The organism is Dietzia sp. NPDC055877, from assembly GCF_053615975.1.
This window is the reverse complement of sequence record NZ_JBSHCV010000005.1, coordinates 193,298-209,240: the sequence shown is the minus strand read 5'-3', so window position 1 is coordinate 209,240 and position 15,943 is coordinate 193,298. Positions and strand designations below refer to the sequence as shown.

14 protein-coding genes are annotated in these 15,943 nt (G+C 70.5%); 6 read left to right on the top strand and 8 right to left on the bottom strand.

What is annotated here, in order from left to right; all coding sequences use genetic code 11:
- Nucleotides 1–51: 51 nt before the first annotated feature.
- The 6 genes from ACWGLC_RS08605 to ACWGLC_RS08580 all read right to left on the bottom strand — a co-directional run bounded on the left by ACWGLC_RS08605 (nt 52) and on the right by ACWGLC_RS08580 (nt 6,342).
- A complete protein-coding gene (locus ACWGLC_RS08605) occupies nt 52–1,965 on the bottom strand; it encodes a peptidoglycan D,D-transpeptidase FtsI family protein (protein WP_452099485.1) in 1,914 nt (637 codons plus the stop codon).
- Between the two features lie 25 nt (nt 1,966–1,990).
- The gene (locus ACWGLC_RS08600; protein WP_452099484.1) at nt 1,991–2,800 is read right to left on the bottom strand and encodes a hypothetical protein; all 810 of its coding nucleotides are present in this window, start codon (nt 2,798–2,800) and stop codon (nt 1,991–1,993) included.
- A complete protein-coding gene (rsmH, locus tag ACWGLC_RS08595) occupies nt 2,797–3,819 on the bottom strand; it encodes a 16S rRNA (cytosine(1402)-N(4))-methyltransferase RsmH (protein ID WP_452099483.1) in 1,023 nt (340 codons plus the stop codon). The genes ACWGLC_RS08600 and rsmH overlap by 4 nt, the downstream gene beginning before the upstream one ends.
- 171 nt (nt 3,820–3,990) lie before the next feature.
- On the bottom strand, nt 3,991–4,467 hold the full coding sequence (locus tag ACWGLC_RS08590; protein ID WP_452099482.1) for a division/cell wall cluster transcriptional repressor MraZ: 477 nt from the start codon (nt 4,465–4,467) through the stop codon (nt 3,991–3,993).
- Nucleotides 4,468–5,322: 855 nt separating this feature from the next.
- Nucleotides 5,323–5,742, bottom strand: a complete 420-nt coding sequence (locus ACWGLC_RS08585) for a DUF3040 domain-containing protein (RefSeq protein WP_452099481.1) — start codon at nt 5,740–5,742, stop codon at nt 5,323–5,325.
- A 174-nt stretch (nt 5,743–5,916) separates the two neighbouring features.
- Nucleotides 5,917–6,342, bottom strand: a complete 426-nt coding sequence (locus ACWGLC_RS08580; protein WP_452099480.1) for an SAV_6107 family HEPN domain-containing protein — start codon at nt 6,340–6,342, stop codon at nt 5,917–5,919.
- 92 nt (nt 6,343–6,434) lie between these two features.
- Between ACWGLC_RS08580 and ACWGLC_RS08575 the strand changes: the two genes are divergently transcribed.
- Genes ACWGLC_RS08575 through ACWGLC_RS08565 form a run of 3 tightly spaced genes read left to right on the top strand, consistent with a single transcriptional unit; the run spans nt 6,435 to nt 9,329 of the window.
- Complete coding sequence (locus ACWGLC_RS08575) at nt 6,435–7,016, top strand: GNAT family N-acetyltransferase (protein ID WP_452099479.1); 582 nt, start codon at nt 6,435–6,437, stop codon at nt 7,014–7,016.
- Between the two features lies 1 nt (nt 7,017).
- Complete coding sequence (locus tag ACWGLC_RS08570; RefSeq protein ID WP_452099478.1) at nt 7,018–8,604, top strand: phytoene desaturase family protein; 1,587 nt, start codon at nt 7,018–7,020, stop codon at nt 8,602–8,604.
- Nucleotides 8,601–9,329, top strand: a complete 729-nt coding sequence (locus ACWGLC_RS08565) for an LppM family (lipo)protein (RefSeq protein WP_452099477.1) — start codon at nt 8,601–8,603, stop codon at nt 9,327–9,329. Before ACWGLC_RS08570 ends, ACWGLC_RS08565 begins: the two co-directional genes overlap by 4 nt.
- 76 nt (nt 9,330–9,405) lie before the next feature.
- On the opposite strand, the gene metF is transcribed toward ACWGLC_RS08565, so the two are convergent.
- A complete protein-coding gene (metF, locus tag ACWGLC_RS08560; protein WP_452099476.1) occupies nt 9,406–10,383 on the bottom strand; it encodes a methylenetetrahydrofolate reductase [NAD(P)H] in 978 nt (325 codons plus the stop codon).
- Between the two features lie 105 nt (nt 10,384–10,488).
- Between metF and ACWGLC_RS08555 the strand changes: the two genes are divergently transcribed.
- Nucleotides 10,489–11,559, top strand: a complete 1,071-nt coding sequence (locus tag ACWGLC_RS08555) for a polyprenyl synthetase family protein (RefSeq protein ID WP_452099475.1) — start codon at nt 10,489–10,491, stop codon at nt 11,557–11,559.
- A 2-nt stretch (nt 11,560–11,561) separates the two neighbouring features.
- On the top strand, nt 11,562–13,235 hold the full coding sequence (gene mptB, locus ACWGLC_RS08550; RefSeq protein ID WP_452099474.1) for a polyprenol phosphomannose-dependent alpha 1,6 mannosyltransferase MptB: 1,674 nt from the start codon (nt 11,562–11,564) through the stop codon (nt 13,233–13,235).
- Here mptB and ACWGLC_RS08545 read toward each other — a convergent pair.
- Nucleotides 13,204–13,569, bottom strand: coding sequence for an Rv2175c family DNA-binding protein (locus ACWGLC_RS08545; protein WP_230929462.1), 366 nt, complete (start codon nt 13,567–13,569; stop codon nt 13,204–13,206). The genes mptB and ACWGLC_RS08545 overlap by 32 nt on opposite strands.
- A 98-nt stretch (nt 13,570–13,667) precedes the next feature.
- Between ACWGLC_RS08545 and pknB the strand changes: the two genes are divergently transcribed.
- Nucleotides 13,668–15,920, top strand: a complete 2,253-nt coding sequence (pknB, locus tag ACWGLC_RS08540) for a Stk1 family PASTA domain-containing Ser/Thr kinase (RefSeq protein WP_452099472.1) — start codon at nt 13,668–13,670, stop codon at nt 15,918–15,920.
- Nucleotides 15,921–15,943: the final 23 nt, after the last annotated feature.

Below are 15,943 nucleotides of genomic sequence, written 5' to 3'. Positions count from 1 at the left end.
TTGCTCGCGCCCTCCCGTGAACTCGCTACACGCTACCCTGCCGCGCTGCGGTCACTGCGCCTGCAGGATCAGTTCGCGGGCAGGCGCGGACGGCGGGATATTGTCCCTGTTGACCAGCCACGAGGCGATGTCGTGGAACAACGGTGCGGCGGAGGCGCCGAGTGCCCCACGCTGCGGCGCGTCGAGCATGATCGCGATCACATACTCGGGGTCGTCGGCCGGCAGGATCCCCGCGAAGGTGATCCAGTACCGCGAGTTGGAGTAGCAGGAGCAACCGGGATCGATCTGCTGGGCGGTTCCGGTCTTGCCACTGATCTGATAGCCGGCGAGAGCGGCCTGCGGGCCCGTGCCGGCCTGAGCACCCGGACCCGACTGGACGACCGCGCGGAACATGTCCCGCACGGTGCGGGCCGTCTCCTCGCTCACCACCCGCACCCCCTCGGGGCGCTCGGTCTGCACAGCGGCACCGTCGGGGCCGACCTGCTCTGCCACGATCCGGGGCGGGACCCGCACGCCGTCGTTGGCGATGGCCTGGTAGATTCCCGCCATCTGCAGGGTGGTCATGGACAGGCCCTGGCCGATCGGGAGGTTGGCGAACGTGCCGCCCTGCCAGTTCTGCAGGTCCGGCACGAGCCCCTCTGACTCTCCGGCGAGCGCGATCCCCGTCCGCTGGCCGAGCCCGAACTTCTCCAGGTACTCGGAGAACGGCTGCTTGCCCACCCGCTGGGCGAGCATCAGCGTACCGACGTTGGAGGACTTACCGAAGATCCCGGTGGTTGTATATGGGGTCGGGCCGTGCTCCCACGCGTCGGCGACCGTGACGCCCTCCATGCTGATGCTGCCGTCGACGGAGTGGACCTCGTCGGGGTCGGTCAGGCCGGCCTCGATCGCCGCGGCGGCGGTGATGATCTTCTGGACCGAGCCGGGTTCGAACGGCGAGGTGATCGCCGGGTTGCCGAGGTCGGCCCCGCGCTCGAGTTCGGTCCCGATCCCCACGGCCGGGTTGAAGGTGTTGTCGTTGGCCATCGCCCGGACCTCACCGGTGTGGGCGTCCAGGACGACGGCGGAGGCGTTCTCGGCGCCGGACGAGTCCTTGGCGGACTGGATGGCCTTCTGCACGTGCCACTGGAGGTCAGCATCGAGGGTGAGTCGGACGGTGTCGCCGTCCCGGGGTTCGGAGACGTTGCGCAGCGTGCCCGGGATGACCGTGTTGTCCTGGGCCCGGTCGAACGTCTGGCGCCCGTCCTCGCCGTCGAGGGCGTCGTTGAAATACGCCTCGATCCCCTGCAGTCCGATGAGCTTGCCCTCGTCGCTCTTCGTCGTGGCCCCCACGACGTTGGCACCGAGCGAGCCGCCCGGGTACTCACGGATGTCCACGCGCTCGGCGCCGATCATCGGGAACTTCTTGGTGATCTCGTTGGCCTGCGTGACGTCCACATTGCGGACCAGGTAGGTGAAGCCGCCGCCCGAATCGAGCTTGGCCTCGATCTCGTCCCGGTCGACGGAGTCACCGAGGACCTTCTCGAACTCGTCGGCGATGTCGTCGACCAGCTCGTCCCAGCCGGGCTTGGTGCTGTCGAGCTTGCGCCGCTCCTCGGCGTTGGCCTCCTCCACCTTCGGCTGGATGGACAGATCGCGTGCCTCGCGGGTGAAGGCGATCGGGTCGCCGCTGACATCCACGATCGAGCCGCGGGTGGCAGGCAGCACCTGGTGCACCTGCCGCTGGCTCTCCGCGCGGGCGGCCAGTTCCGTGCCGCCGATCGTCTGCACCCACAGCAACTTGACCAGGGCGACCACCATGATGATGGCGAACAGCGTCCGCATGAACGTGAACCGCCCATCGGTGGAGGCGGTGGTGCGGATCCGTCCGGACCGGTTCGGTGGCCGCCCGGTTCCCGGCGGCACGCCGCGCGGGGCGCCTGAGGGGCCCCCTCGGCCCGTTCCCGGGGTGCGTCGGTCGGTCATCGAGAGGCCTTTCGGGTTCTGTCGGTCAGAAGGGCTGTCCGGGCACGGGGGCCAGGGTGGCGACGTCGCCGGTGGTCGGCGCGGGCGCGGGGGCATCCGGTTGTGGCGCGGGCTCCGCCGGTGCGGCGGGGGCCTGCGGGACGGGGTCGGCCACGGGTGCCGGAGCCGGTGCCGCGAGCGGCGCCGGCGGGCCGGACATCGGCGGGTACGGGACGGGCGAGACCCCTCGGGGTGCACGGTCCTGGGGGGCCTGGGCGGGTGGTGCGTCGAAGCCGTCGCGTTCCGACGTCTTCGGCGGCTCGGACGCTACCGGAGCAGGTTGGAGGGGCTTGATCGGCGCGCCGAGCTTCGCCTCGGGCTCACCGACGATCTGGATGACCCCGTCCGACCCCCTGGTGAGGATCGGCGCGCTCGCGACCCCGACCATGCCGAGCTTCTCTGCACGTTGCGCCAGAACCTCCGCCGACCGGGCACGCTCGTTGGAGGCCTGGAGCGACTCCATCCGTTCGACCAGTTCGACGTTGGCGTCACGGGCGTTCTTGAGGTCGTAGGTGTCCTGGGTGGTCTGCGCGGACAGGAGGAGGGTGCCTCCGACGCCGGCGCCGATGACGAGGAGGAGTACGACGACGAAGGGCACTCTCGCGGCGAGTTCAGCTGCGCTGAGCCGTTCAGCGGGGACGACGACGGTGCGTCGACCGCGGACCGAGCGGGTGACCGGCTTGCGCCGCAGACCGACTGCGCGCCTCGCCGGTGCCGGTCCGTCGAGCTCAGGTCCAGCGGGTGCCGGGGCCGCGGTCCGGGTATCGGCTCCGGCCGTGTCGATGGTGCTCGTCATGGGATTCTCCCGTCGATTCGCCGGACGCATCGCACTCGGACCGAGGCCGAACGCGGGTTGTGATCGATTTCCGTCGGTGACGCCTTCTCCGCTCCACGGGTGACGGCTGCGAACTCCGGGCCGTGGCCCGGCAGCTCGACCGGAAGCCCTGCCGGGGTCCGGGACGCGGTCCGCGTGGACAGTTCGCGCTTGACGATCTTGTCCTCCAGCGAGTGGTAGGCCATGAACACGGCACGGCCTCCCCCGCGGAGGAGGTCGAGATACCCGGGTACGGCGTTCTCCACCGCCTCCAGCTCGGCGTTGACCTCGATCCGCAGCGCCTGGAAGACGCGCTTGCCCGGGTGTCCGCCGGTCCGACGCGCCCCCTGCGGGATGGTGTCGTAGAGCAACTCCACGAGCTCGGAACTGGTGCGTAGAGGGTCGGTGTCGCGACGGCGGACGATCGCGGCGGCGATCTGACGTGCGAAGCGCTCTTCGCCGTAGACGCGGAAGATCCGCGCCAGGTCGTCACGCGGATAGTCGGCCAGGATGTCGGCCGCGGTGGGCCCCGTCGTGGGATCCATCCTCATGTCGAGCGGCGCATCGACGGAGTATGCGAAGCCGCGGTCCGCCACGTCGAGCTGCATCGATGAGACCCCGAAGTCCAGCAGGATGCCGTCGATCACCGGACCGGCGTCATCCCTGGAATCTGCCGGGAGTGCGGCCAGCACCGCGTCGAAGTCGTCGAAACGAGCGTGCACCGGTGTGAACCGGTCACGGAAGGCGGTGAGCCGGCGGGTGGCCATGTCGAGCGCGGCCGGGTCGCGGTCGACCCCGAGCACCCGAAGGGTCTCGAACTCCGCGAGGAGATGGGAGGTGTGTCCGCCGAGCCCGAGCGTGCCGTCCACGATCACGGGGCGGCGCTCCTCGGTGGTGGCGGCGTCGACGACGGGACGGAAGAGCTCGATGGTCCGCGCGAGGAAGACGGGAACGTGCCCTGAGCGCGCGTCGTCGCGGTCGGCATCGGGCTCTGTTGCCATCTCGCCTCCTCGCATCCGGAATGGGTGTGCGCTCCGGTTGTGGTGGAGCCCCCTGGTCCCCGTCCGGTACCCACCTGGCGTTGGGGAAGTACGTCAGGGTGGTGCCGGGCAGGGGCCGGGGGGCTCCGTCCGTCGTGCGGTCGTTCCTCTTCTCGTGCCCTCTCCCCCGGATCAGAATTCGATCCCGAGGGAGGTGCCCTCCATCTCGGAGAACACGGGCAGGTTCTCTTCGCTGTAGCGGTCCCACGCGTCAGCGTCCCAGACCTCGAGACGCTCCCCGAGACCGTTGACGACGCAGTCTTTTCCGAGACCCGCGTACTTCCGCTGACTCGCCGGGATGGAGATCCGCCCCTGCGAGTCCAACTGCTGAACTTCCGCGCCGCTCACCAGGAGCCGGAAGAACGCCATGTGCCTCTCACTGAGGTTGGCGGTCGGCCGGACCTTTCTGACCAGTGCGTCGAACTCGTCTTCCGGGAAAACCGACAGCGTGTTGGTGAACCACCCACACACGACCACCCCGTCCGCCAGACCAGGCCTGAATCTGGCAGGGATCGTCAGTCGCCCCTTGTCGTCGAGCTTGGGACGGTGGGTCCCGTACCCGACAAAGGCTCGTTCGCGTCCGGAGTCGACGGGATCGGTGTCGGTCACCCGCCACCTCCTGGGGTTCAGGCCCTTCGATCTCCTTGCGTGCCCCACTGTACCCCACAATGCCCCACAAACAAGGCCTGAGCCCCACTTCGCCCCACTGGCGTGCGTAACCGCAGTTCACAACGCTAATTTTCTCGAAGCCCGTCTGCGGCGCCCGGCTGCGATCACGGCGACCGCAGCCAGAATCACGCTCCAGGAGTGACGAATGGGACTGGAGCGACAATAAGGGCCTGTCGGGACATCAAGCGTGGGAGGAAGTGGGGAGGCGGGGCGGGCGCCCCGGAACCCCAGGTCAGGGCCCTTTCCTGGACTCTCGGTACCCGGGCCCCCGGTTGACACAAAATGGCGTGCATCGCCGCACGCCGGGGTGATGTCATCCGACCCGGCCGGCGACTGCTAGGGCCCACTCCGCCAGCTCACCCCGCCTGCTTGGTGCGGCCACAACTGCGGGGCCACTCCTCCCGGCACCGCGGTGACCTGCGGAATCAGCAGGAGAACACGCGCGCGTGATGCGCTACTTCTGTGCCCTCTCAACACGTACGCCGGGATGCGAGATGAAGCGGGTATCCGCCAGGTGGGGCTCGGTGGGGGGCGGCCACGACCCGGGGCAGACTCCGCCTGGTGGGGATGAGTGGGGCAATCGTCGGCCGAGTGGGGACGCATGGGGCGTTCCCCGGCCGAGTGGGGATGAGTGGGGCGACCCCGGCCGAGTGGGGACGCGTGGGGCGCAACCTCCGCTGCGGGCCGGGATCGGCATCCTCCTGCGCCGCCGCAACGGTCAGTAGCGGGGTTCGGCAACAGAAAGGAGGGGCGAGCGCGACTGCGCTCACCCCTCCCTGGAAGGTATTCCGGCGGCTATGGGCCCTGCTCGAAGCGACGGCGGAAACGGTCCTCCATGCGAGTGGAGTACGACCGGCCGTCTCCCCCGCCGGAGGACGAAGCCCGGCCGCCACCCGGCATGCGGGGGCCGCCGGCCTTCTTCGGACCGGCGGCAGTCGGCCCCGGCCTGGAACGAAGCGCGAGAACCCCCGCGGCGAACATCACGAGAAAACCGACGAGGCTGAGGACCGGGAAGCCTCCGGGCTTGAAATCGAGTGCCAGACCGCCGACGAGGAGGGCCACACCGAGGATGCCGAGTCCCACGACGAGTCCGGTGGGACGACGAACGCCGGTCGCGCCGGTCTTGCGAACGGACGACGCGAACTTCGGGTCGTCGGCGTAGAGCGCGCTCTCAATCTCTTTGAGCATGCGCTGCTCGTGCTCGGACAGGGGCACTTCGACCTCCTTCATGTGCTCGCGTAGACGAGCGCGGCCGGCTAAGTCGGTACGTACCGACCGGTTCGGGAATCAGCCGGTCAAGGCTCTCCCCATCATACGAGGGCAACGCCGTGCTGACCACTGGGATTCCCGGGAAGCACCGGAATCCCCCCGGCCAGCGCACTCGACCGATCAGGCAGCAGGACCGAGAACCCCCAGCCGCTGGTCCACCAGATCAAGAAAGCGGCCGACCGCCCACAGGAAATCATCGGCCATCCGGGGCTGCACAGTCCGAGGTAGTCCGTCCTCGACGGCGGCCGCCAGCGACGAGTATCCCCCGAACGCGGCCGCCCACTCACTCATCTCGGGCACTTCGACGGCGAGCCTGTGCCAGACGTCGGACGGGCCACGCTTCCTCGCGCCGGGGATGAGTAGCGCACCTGCGGCGGAGCGCGCGGCGCGGTACGCCTCCAGAAACCGGTCCTCGGGCGTGACGGCGGATATCGCCCGGCCACGATGCGACTCGGCTCGTTCGGCCCTCCCCAGAGACACCCGGGTGCAGCCTGCGCCGGCGACCCTCAATCCGGTGACCTTCTCCATGCCCACTGCACCACCCATCTCTGCCGTCTCTCCGCTTATGTCCGCACGCTATCGCCGGGGTACGACACAACCCGGGGCGCGCGACGCACGCTCGTGGTGAGATGGAGCGGATGGATACGGTGATCACCCGGCTCGACGCGGCCGACTTCAGAGATCGACTTCCCGAGGCGCTCGGGGTCTACGTCGACGCGATGGGCTACCCACCCCAGGTGATCCGCTCGCGGGCTGCGGCGTGGTTGGAGCACAGTCGCCGCGACGGCTGGTCCGGCGTGGCCGCGTTCGAAACCCCCAGGCGGCGGCTGCTCGGGCCGTCGCGGGGGCCGCTGATCGCCATCTGTTACGGCTACCGTGGCGCCCCCGGCCAATGGTGGTACGAGCAGGTCTCACGGGGTCTCCGGGGGCGGGACGGCTCACTGCCGGAGGACTACGTGGAACTGACCGAGCTTCACGTCGCACCCTCCCACCAGGGCAGAGGAATCGGCACGGCCCTTCTACGGGAGTTCCTCTCCGACCGCCCCGAGAGCACGGTCCTGCTGTCGACCCCCGAGGTCGAGGATGAGAGCAACGGGGCATGGAGGCTGTACCGCTCACTGGGGTTCGGTGACGTGCTGAGGTCATACCGCTTCGACGGCGACGCCCGGCCGTTCGCGGTGCTCTCCCGTCCCCTCCCTCTGCCCGAGCAGGAGGACTGAGTTGTCCACCGGTCATGACGTGGTGGTGATCGGTTCCGGCCACAACGGACTGGTCTGCGCCGCCTACCTCGCCGCTGCCGGTCTCGATGTCCACGTGGTGGAGAAGGACACGGTGATCGGTGGCGCGACGTCGACCGTCGAGCGCTACCCGGGTCATCTCACCGATCGCGGCTCGTCGGCGCATCTGATGATCCGCCACACGAGCATCCCCGAGGAGCTCGATCTCGCCTCGCACGGCCTGCACTACGTCGACTGCGATCCCTGGGGCTTCGCGCCGGCGCCGCCCGGGACGGACGAACCGCCGATCGTCTTCCACCGCGACCTCGACGCGACCTGCGCGAGCATCACCGAAGCCTGCGGAACGGCTGACGCACAGGCGTACCGCGCGTTCGTCAGTCGGTGGGAGGTGCTGGCCGGGCGGATGATGAAGGGCTTCGCGGTGCGACCGAGTGCTGCGGGCCTGGGTTCGGCGTTCCTCGGAGTGGAGGACTTCCGGGATCCCTTCGGGGCTGTCCAGACATTCCTGTCGTCGGGGGACGCGCTCCTCGACGCCACTTTCACCTCGGAGCGGCTGAAGGCCGCTCTCTCGTGGTTCGGGGCGCAGTCCGGTCCCCCGATGTCGCATCCGGCCACGGCCCCGATGATCGGGTTCGCCGCACTGATGCACACGATCCCACCGGGCCGGGCGATTGGTGGCTCCGGAGCCCTGGCCGATGCCCTCGCCTCGGTGATCCGCACGAATGGCGGCGCCATCACCGCCGGCGCCGGCGCAGCCGCGATCCGCCGGTCCGGACGCGGATGGCGCGTGGAGACCGAGGGGGGCCTCACGCTCTCCTGCTCCACCGTCGTGTCGGCCTGCCACGTCCACACCACGCTCGACCTCCTCACTGACGTGCTCCCGGCCTCGACGCTGGACGCCTGGCGGAGGCGGATCCGCCCCGGGTTCGGGCTGGGCATGGTCGTCAGGCTCGGCACCACCGACCTGCCGCGGTACCCCGGTGTCCCCGTCGAATCGAGCGCTCGCGGCCTCCAGTTCCTGGTGACGGATCGTCGCCACCTGGACCGTCGCCACGGTGTCGCCGCGGCCGGCGGGCTGGACGCGGACCCCGCGGTCCTCGCGATGAGTTTCAGCTCGCTCGATCCGTCACTCGCCCCCGAGGGCCGACACGAACTGACGTTGTGGTCGCAGTGGCACCCCCGCCACCTCGCGGACGGCCGGTCCTGGGCGGCGGCCGGCCCGGACGAAGCCGACCGGATCATCGCGGCTGCGGACCGGTTCGCGCCCGGGCTGGCCGACTCGGTCGTCCACCGCCACGTCCAGACCCCCGAGGATCTCGAACGCGAACTGGGCTTGATCGGCGGAAACGTGATGCACGTCGAGATGTCGCTGGATCAGATGTTGCCCATGCGTCCCCATCCGGACCTGCGCGGCTACGCGGTACCGGGGGCTGACGGCGTCTTCCTGGCGGGTGCATCGACCCATCCCGGTGGCGGTGTCATCGGGACCAGCGGCCGGACGGTCGCTCGGCTTGTCGGTCGGCGACTCGGCACGTCGACACGCCGCCGCCGCGGGGCACGGGCAGAATGACGGACGTGACCGAACCTCATCCGACCGCTACCGCACACGCCGCCGGTGGACGTAGCTCCCTGGCCCGGCGGCTGGCCGGTGTCACGGCACTGGTCACGATGCTGTTCGTCCTCACCGGATGCCTCCAGCTCAACGCGCAGATGAGCGTCCGGAAGGATGACACGGTCTCCGGCCGGATACTCATCGCCGCCGATCAGCCCGCGCAGGCCGCCGCACTGGAGCGACTGGGCACGCCGTCCGGTCTCGAGCAGAAGGTCCGGATCACCCCGTACTCGGCGGACGGATTCACCGGCAGGGAGATCTACTTCACCCAGTTGACCTTCGCCGAGATGGACACCCTCTCGCTCGCGGTGGACATCGAAGGGGCGCGCCCCTATTCCATGAGCTTCCGCCGCAGCGGTGACACCGTATCGTTCAGCGGCTCCGTGGACCTGTCGGGGCTCCCCGCCGATCGTGCGGAGTCCGCCACCACACGGGTCGATCTGACCTTCCCCAACCGCATCAGCGAGACGAACGGGACGATCGGGACCGGGAACTCCGTCAGCTGGACGCCGGCGCCGGGGTCCATCACACGGATGCAGGCGTCATCCTCCTACCCGGACCCCGCCGCGCGCGGATTCGCCGTGTGGATGATCGTCGGCATCGGCGCGGCGCTTCTGGTGTCGATCGGCACGGTGCTCGCCGCCCGCACCTCGAGGGCTCGCACGGACCGGCTGTCGCGCTGACCACTGCCTACGGGACGACAACAGCGCCGCGCCGGTCCGACCGGCGCGGCGCTCCTGTGGATGCGGGTGTCGGGGGTCAGGCGGTGCCGATCGAGGCGCCCACCGCGGGCACCATCGACAGGTTGGCCAGGACCTCGTGCGTGGCCCGCGAGAAGTTCAGGGTGTTGAAGTGCAGGCAGGGCACGCCTTCGGCGATCAGGCGCTCGCAGAGCTGCGTCGCGAACCCGATCCCCACCTCACGCACGGCGGCCCGGTTCTCCTCGGGGCCGTCACCGGCCGCGAGCCGGAGCTGCTCCGCCAATCCGGTCGGCAGTTCGCAGCCGGACAACTCCACCATGCGGCGCACCACCCGGAGACTCGTGACCGGCATCAGCCCCGGGATGATCGGCTTGGCACCCTGCTCCGGGTCGGCCTCGACGACTCGATCACGCAGCCGCAGGTAGTCGTCGACATCCCAGAACATCTGGGTGATCGAATACTCGGCCCCGGCACGCAACTTGCCGACCAGCACCTCCGTGTCGTGGTCCAGGTCGCGGGCGCGGTAATGCCCTTCCGGGAACGACGCCACGCCCACATGGAAATCGCCCACCTCGTGGATGAGACGGACCAGTTCCTCCGCGTAATGCAGACCCTCGGGGTGCGCTGCCCACTCCCCCAGCGGGTCCCCGGGCGGGTCCCCCCGGAGGGCCAGGATGTTGGAGACCCCGACCTCGCCGTACACGCGGATCATCTCGCGCAACTCGTCGACGGTGTGTCCGACGGCGGTGAGGTGCGCGATGGGCACGATGTCGGTCTCGCGGACGATGCGCTCAACCACTCGAACCGTGCGATCGCGCGTCGAGCCGCCGGCGCCATAGGTGACGGAGGCGAACGCCGCCCCGAGCTCGGAGAACACTGAGGCGGCACGCCAGAGCCGCTCCTCCGCCGCTTCATCGCGAGGCGGGTAGAACTCCACGGAGAACGGAACCCTGGGGGTGGTGGAAGCGGCGATGCGCTCCACGATGCACGGGTGCCGGCCGCCGTCCGTCGGGTCGAAGTCGGAGAGCTGGGTCACCGGACCAGCGTAGCCCGACACGTGCCCGGGACTGTTTCCGCCCGGAGACTAGGATTGACGACGACGAGGGCGACCGGACCGGACGCCCGGAAGGGATGGTGCCCGTTGGCCCCGACGACTCGCCCCGACGACGGAGAACGCGTCCTCACAGCGCTCCGCCGGCATCTCGACGGGCGGCGCGAGGTCGTGGCCGGTGTGGATGACCGGGTGGACCGTCTGGCCGGCCTCCTGTCGGACTTCGTGACCGACGGCGGCAAGCGGATGCGTCCGCGGTTCGCGCTGGCCGGATGGACCGCGGCCGCCGCCGACGGAGCAGCGGTCCCCGATGAGGTCGTGACCGCGTGCGCCGCCCTCGAACTCATCCAGGCATGCGCGCTGGTGCACGACGACATCGTCGACGCCTCCGACACCCGCCGCGGTCGGCCCACCATCCACCGCACCGCCGAGGCGCTGCACCGCGATTCCGGATGGGACGGCGATGCCGAGCGTTACGGGATCTCCCAGGCGATCCTCATCGGCGATCTGGCTCTGGCCTGGGCCGACGAGATGTTCGTGACCTCGGGCGTCAACCCCGGTGCGCTGTCCCGTGCGCTCGGTCCCTGGTACGCGATGAAGACCGAGGTCCTGTCCGGGCAGATGCTCGACATCCTCGCCGAGGCCTCCGGCGCGACCGACGAGGTCACCCCCGCTCGCGTCAATCGGTTCAAGACCGCCGCGTACACCGTTGAACGCCCGCTACACATCGGAGCCGAGCTGGCCGGCGCCGGGCCGGAGACGATCGCGGCGCTCCGCGAGTTCGGCGTGGCCGTGGGCCAGGCGTTCCAACTCCGCGATGACATGCTCGGCGTCTTCGGCGACCCGGAGATCACCGGTAAGCCGTCGGGCGATGACCTCCGTGAGGGCAAGCGCACCCTCCTCTTGGCCCGTGCCACAACCCTCTCCGCCAAAGACGACGCGGACTTCCTCCTCGGTGTGCTCGGGACCGAGATCGACGCAGCCCGGCTGGACCGGGCCCGCCGCATCCTCGTGGATTCCGGTGCGGTGGCCTCCGTCGAGGCCGAGATCGACACACTGACCACCCGTGCGCTGCACGCCATCGACACCGCCGCGATCACCAACCGGGGCCGGGAGAACCTGCGCGACCTGGCCGCGGCCGCCACCCGTCGGCAGGCGTGATCGTGCCCTCGGCCAACGAGCCCGACCCGGTGAACGGGACCTGGGCGCAGGCGTTGTCGTCGTCGTCATCCGAGTCGTCGGGCACGACATCGTCGGGAGCGGCACCGTCGGGAGCGGCGCCGTCGGCCACGAGGTCGGGATCCCGCCTCGCCGGACTCGCGGGCGCGACCTCCCGCTCGGCGCGTGCGGCGTTCTCCGGCCCCTCGGGGCCCGCCCTGTGGCGCGGCATCGTGGGATCGGTCGTCCTCACCATCGCCGGCTTCGGCGTGGGCGCCGTCCCCGTCGACGGCGGGCCCGCCGTCGCTCTGGGACTGCCCGGCCTGACCTTCGGCCACGGCGCGACCCTCGCGATGATCCTCTGCTGGCTGGGCGTGGCGCTGCTGGTCACCTCCTGGCTCGCGCTCGGACCCCGCGCGGTGGCGGGGCGTCTACCCGTCCGGGACGCCGCGTGGGCCACGGCGCTGTGGTCTCTGCCCATGCTCCCCGCGATCCCGCTGTTCAGCCGCGACGCCTGGTCCTACCTCGCGCAGGGCGCCATGACCGGCGCCGGCGTGGACCCCTACGAGTTCGGCCCCGAAGCCAACCCCGGCCCTTTCACCACCGAGGTCAGTCCCGACTGGCAGTCCACCCCCACGCCCTACGGCCCTCTACATCTGTCGTTGATGCGCATCGTCGTGGCGATGTCCGGCGGGCACCCGGCTGTCGGCATCCTGATCCTCCGGGTACTCGTCCTGGTCTTCGTCGCCGCAATGCTCGTGCTCATCGTGGCAGCCGCCCGCCGCATCGGCGTCAACGCCGGTGCGGCCGTATGGATGGCGGGCGCCTCGCCGCTGACCGTGATCCACCTGTCCGGCGGGCTCCACAACGAGGTCTTCCCGCTCGTCGCGTGCCTCGGCGCGGTGGTCCTCACCCTCGATCGACGTTATGCCTGGGCCGGGGTGGCGGTCGGATTGGCGGTCGCGTTCAAGGCCACCGCGGTGATCGTCGCCCCGTTCCTGCTGTGGATCGCCCTCGACGGTCGCCGCACCTCCCCCGCGCCGGGGAGGCCGGGCCGGCCGGGCATGCGCCCGCTCGTTGGCGCGATCACCGACACGGCGCTCGCGGCGGCGGTGGCCGCCATCGTCTTCGTACTGGCGACCATCGCCTCCGGCACCGGGTTCGGATGGGTGAACGCGATCTCGGTCTCCGACCGCGTCATCAACTACCTCAGTGCCCCCACCGCGGTGGCGCACCTCGTCCACGCGCTACCCGGCACCCCCGGCTTCGCCGACATCCTCGCGGTCTCCCGCGATGCCGGGCGGGTCGTCCTGGCCCTGACCCTGATCGCGATCTGGTGGTTCAGCCGCCGCGACACCCGCTCGGCGCTACGCGGCATCCTCGTGGGATTGCTGGCGTTCGTGGTCCTGAACTCGCTGGCCTGGCCGTGGTACCACGTCTGGGTGACGGCGTTCTGGTTCCTCGGCCGTCCCGGGCCGCGGACGACCACAGCAGCCGTGGGCGCCACGGTATTCCTCCTCATGGCGATCGGCCCCAACGGCTCGACGAGTCTCTACAGCCCCGCCATCGCCGGGGCTGCGATCGCCGCTTCTCTCGCCGCCTGCTGGTGGTGGTGGCGCGCAACCGCAGACAGTAGAAGTCCCGACGTCAGAACGCCATCGCCTGAGCGCGCCTCATGACCTCACGCGCCGCGTGACCATGCAGGGCGTCAGCCGGCCGGCCCGGAAGTGACTCGTCCTCCTCGAACAGCCACTGCAGGATCTCGGTATCGCCGAATCCCCCGTCTCTGAGGACCGCCACGAGACCAGGGAGGAAGCGCACCACCTGGTCGTCGTCGAAAAAGACCTCCGGCACCACCACGACGCCCGCGCGACGGACGGCGATCAGCGCCCCCTCGCGAAGCAGGTCGTGCACCCGGGTGACCGGGATTCCCAACCTCTCGGACACGTCGGGCAGGTTGACGGTCTCGACGTCGGCGGACAAGACGTCGTCACAGTGCGGAACTTTACTCACGCTCACCAGGTTAGTCGTCCGCCGCTCGTCGGGCACCACCGCGGCCGACTCCCCGCCGGACATACCGCTCGGGAGGCTGGAGGGGCAGAATGGACTGTATGAGCACTCTTGACGGGCAGATTCCACGGCCGGGCGCCCTGCTCGACGGGCGATACCGGCTGGATGCCGTGATCGCCCGCGGCGGCATGTCGACCGTCCATCTGGCCACGGATGAGCGGCTCGACCGTCACGTGGCCGTCAAGCTACTCGACCCGACCCTCGCGGGCGATCGCGCGTTCGTCGACCGCTTCACCCTCGAGGCGCGGTCCGCCGCCCGGCTGTCCGACCCGGGCATCGTTCAGGTCTTCGACCAGGGCGTCGAGGGCGATACCGCGTTCCTCGTCATGGAGCTCGTGCCCGGCGGCACCCTGCGCGAACTGCTCGACGAGCGCGGTCCCATGCCGCCGTACGCCGCCGCAGCGGTGCTGCGCCCGCTGCTCGGAGCGCTCCGCGAGGCCCACGAGGCCGGCCTGGTCCACCGCGACATCAAGCCGGAGAACGTCCTGATCTCCACCAACGGCTCCGTCAAACTCGCCGACTTCGGGTTGGTCCGCGCGGTCGCCGAGTCGCGGGCCACCTCGAGCAGCGTGGTCATGGGCACCGCCGCCTACCTCTCGCCCGAACAGATCTCCGGTGCCGACACCGACGGCCGCTCCGACCTCTACTCCCTGGGCGTGCTGGCCTACGAGATGCTCACCGGTGAGCCGCCGTTCAGCGGGGACAACAACATCGCCGTGGCCTACCGGCGCCTCGACACGGACGTCCCCTCCCCCTCCGACCAGGCTGACAGCGTGGCGGAGGATCTCGACCACCTGATCCTGCGCGCCACCCGGCGCAGCCCCCAGGATCGGTACGCCGACGCCGGCGAGATGATCAGCGACCTCGACCGGGCCGCGCGCGAGGGCCGGTTCCCGGAATACGTGGTCCCGGCGCCGCGGCAGTCGTCGTGGTCGCGGGCCCGGGCCAACGCCGCGCGGTCGGCTCCCGGTAGCGAGTCCGAGTTCGACGCCGCGGACCGCGAGAGCGGCGAGGCCCTCCGGCGGGCCGGCGGGCCCGTTCCCACACGCGTGGAGACCAGGGCGGTCCCGGCGCCCGAGGGACAGCCTCACGGCGATCAGCCCAGGGACGGCCCGCCGCCCGTGGCACCCGCCCCCGGGCAACCCCAGCACTGGCACGGCGCGGGCGCGGGCCCCTACCCCCCGGGCGAACTCGAGGTCGCACCGGGGCGGGATGAGATCCGGCCCCGGCGGTCACGGGGACTGTTATGGCTCATCGTGGTGCTGGCCGCCGCCATCGGTGTCGCCGTGGCGGGGTGGTGGCTCGGGTCGGGACGCTTCGTCGAGGTCCCGTCCGTGCAGGGCATGTCCGTGGGGCAGGCCACGGAGGCGGTCACCGCGGTCGGGTTGACGGCGGCGACCCGCGACGCGTTCAGCAACGACATACCGCCGGACGCGCTCGTGGGCACCGACCCCGGTACCGGAGAACGCGTCGTGCGCGGCGACACCGTCGACCTGCTGGTGTCCGTGGGGCGACCGGTGGTGCCCGACGTGGGGGCCGATCGGACCGTCGAGGCGGTGTCGGCGATGTTGCGCGAGCATTCTCTGGAACCCATGGCCGGGCAGACCACCCATTCCAATTCGGTGCCGATCGGCCAGGTGGTGTCGCTGGAGCCGGGCTCGGGTACGACCGTCGACGTGGGGACCCGGGTCGAGATGCTCACGAGCGCCGGGCCGGCGCCGGTGACCGTGCCGGACGTGGTCGGGCTCGAGGAGGATCAGGCGCGGGCCGCTCTCGAGGGGGCGGGCCTCACCGTGTCGAACGTGAAGAGGATCTACGACGGTGAGGTGGACAGCGGCCTGGCCGTGGGCACCGACCCGGACGCCGGCGAGGACGTGGCACGAGGTGACGGCGTCACGCTGTTGGTGTCCAATGCCCTGACCGTGCCCGACATCCGGGACGTGCCCGTCGACGAGGCGGCCGAGGTTCTCACCGAGGCCGGCTTCACGGTCGTGCGCGAAGCGCCCGTCACCGATCGCCGGATCGGCGACGGCAGGGTCGTCCGCACCGACCCGCCCTCCGGCACTCGCCTCGATCCGGAGAACGCCGTCCTAAGGATCGTGCCCTCGAATGCCGTCACCGTGCCCGTCGTGCTGGGTTCCCGCGCCTCGGATGCGCGCCGCACGCTAGAGGACGCGGGGTTGCGTGTGTCGATCGATACCGGCACCTCGAGCGGGATCGTCTACGGGCAGAGCCCCCTCCCCGGCCGTGTCGTGGCCCGGGGAACCGAGATCGAGATCGACGCGCTGGGCTGAGACACAGCCCAGCGCCGGCGGTC